Origin of the sequence: Chamaesiphon polymorphus CCALA 037 (assembly GCF_003003845.1) — a bacterium.
In the GTDB taxonomy this organism is placed as follows: Bacteria; Cyanobacteriota; Cyanobacteriia; order Cyanobacteriales; family Chamaesiphonaceae; genus Chamaesiphon; species Chamaesiphon polymorphus.
Map to the genome: position 1 here is coordinate 1 of NZ_PVWO01000709.1, position 2,283 is coordinate 2,283.

At 45.0% G+C, this 2,283-nt stretch carries 2 protein-coding genes; both read right to left on the bottom strand.

Going from position 1 to position 2,283, the window contains the following annotated elements:
- Positions 1-36 precede the first annotated feature (36 nt).
- Positions 37-1,371 carry a TldD/PmbA family protein gene (locus C7B77_RS28560; RefSeq protein ID WP_106313040.1) on the bottom strand — a complete coding sequence of 445 codons (1,335 nt, stop codon included), beginning with the start codon at positions 1,369-1,371 and terminating at the stop codon, positions 37-39.
- 685 nt (positions 1,372-2,056) lie between these two features.
- Positions 2,057-2,283 (bottom strand): LysR substrate-binding domain-containing protein (locus tag C7B77_RS28570; protein WP_245894516.1); only part of this gene is annotated, 227 nt, incomplete at its 5' end.

A 2,283-nucleotide genomic window follows, 5' to 3' on the forward strand; every position in this document is an offset into this window, starting at 1 on the left:
GTTGTACGATCGAATCTAGTAAAGCAGAGATTTGGCTTAGAGGGTATAAGTAAAATCGTCTATCAATAATCCCGGTACCCAACTCCCTCCGAGTTGACGACTGCTATAGGTATCGACATCGGGAATAAATTCCACGGTATTTGTCAATGCCATTAGATTATCGCCCCAACAACGGTAGAGACTTTCATCAAAGCGTAAATTGGCGATCGGTGCAACGATCTCACCCCGTTCTACCCAAAAACAAGCATAGCGAGTCATCCCCGTTACGCGACCAGTCGGTCGATCGCTCCAATTGAGATAATGGAGATTGGATAAATATAAGCCAGTATCTAAAGTTGCTAAAATCCGATCGGCAGTGAGTTCTCCATGGCCGATTTCTGCCGAACGTAGCGACTCGCTCCGATTTGCGCCATTGGCGGGTTTTTGATACTCTTTAGCCGTGCGGGCATTGACTAGCGTATTGGCCAAGCAACCCCGATCGATTAAAGTCAGATTAGCTGGGGCAATTTCGCCTAATTCGTTAAATCTGGGCACCAAACCCCGCTGGAAATTTTCGGAGATCGTTAAATGTGGCGATAAAGATTGCTCGCCGCGTTGTAATGCCCCAAAACAGCTTCTCCCCTGTTGCAAAGCAGCTTCACTAATTCCCCCCCAAGACAACATCCCCAACAGGTCGGCAGTCGCCGCTGGAGCCAAATAGGTGCGATATTTACCGCGTTCGATCGTCTTGAGCGGTTGTTCGAGCCGGAGTAATTGAGTTTTGGACTCGGCAATCTTGGCTTGATAAGCGTCATTATCCCAATGGCTGCCCGCGAGCGTACCTTTGACGGCTTGTCCGGTGTGGGTAAACAGGGAATAATCGAGGGTATAAGACTCAGTAGCAAACCAGTGTTTTTGCCCGCTGCTATCGGCATAGCCGCGCATCACCATTCCACCCGCGTATAATCCTGTAAAGTCTAGATGTTCGACTACTGGTAACAGACTATTTACCACATCAGCATCTGGTAATAAATTGCCAGCATGTACCTCGTGGCTGGTAGCAGAGCCTGTGGGCAATACTAAATAGGGATCGACTGGTAATTGCGGTACTTCCATTCTCAGCGATGCTAGAGCGGCTTGAGCTTGGGGAAGATCGATTTCGACTTCGCCAGTAAAGGGAAACTCCACCGAACTACTCCGCTGCTGGGAAATTAGCTTTAGTTGGAGACTGCCATCGGTGACGATCCCCGTCTGACGGACTTTGGCATGATTGAATCGCGTAAATTGACTGACTTCGCCCTGCAACCGCAATGTAAATTGTTCGTCAGCATGGAGACTTGCGGTTAAGCCAGCCAATACTCGATCGAAACTAGCTTCTAATCGGTCTATCACTGATATTTATCAAATATTTGTGCGCGATCGATATTAATGCCGACCGCTTAACTCTAGTTTACAATATTTTTCAGTTTGCCAACTATATCTATAAATTCAGCAGTATTTACTCTCAATTGTATAAACATTACTTGCGATCGCTAGACTTTAAGAATTTAAGTGATAAATTAATAAGCAAGGAAGCAAAAGAGCTTCTCGATCGACCGAGCATCTACAGTTTAGTTTAGATCTTAATCTAATAGGAAAAAAATCAGTTCCGAATTTCTGCTGTATTATAGCTTCTCGACCGACCGGACACATACAGTTTAGTTTAGATCTTCATCTAATAGGAGAAAATCAGTTCCAAATTTTTGCTGTATTTCTGTCTCACGAAACCCTCAAAAGCAACACGAGCCGACAACCTACATATCTCTAAATACTGTGCAGACGGGAGCCATCCACTACAACGCTAGTGCAACTCCACATTATACAGATTTGAACATAGAGATCCCTGAGTTATTGTCGTGGTGTTGCTTTTGACATGTCTAGGGAATTGAGAATTGAGAATTGAGAATTGAGAATTGATAACTACTTCTCCCTGAAGGACAGAGAAAATTGCAGCAGCAGACGATCGAGTTCGCTCTACTCCGTCAGCATAGAGAATGTACACAAATTTTGTTGTCGAAATTATCGATCGAGTTAGAGCTTAGATGCCGACTTGCGATCGCATTTTATTGGCGATGAGTTGGGATTCTTGTTGGAGAAAGTCAAAGAAGGTACTAGCCAGAATCGAGAGTTGTTTGTCGGCTGGATAAATTACGTACCAATGACGCTCGATCGGAAAATGTTGGACATCTAAAATCGTCAGTCCCGACATTGCGGCTTCTGGGGTAAAAGTATGTTGAGAAAGTACCGAAATCCCCAAACCCACAC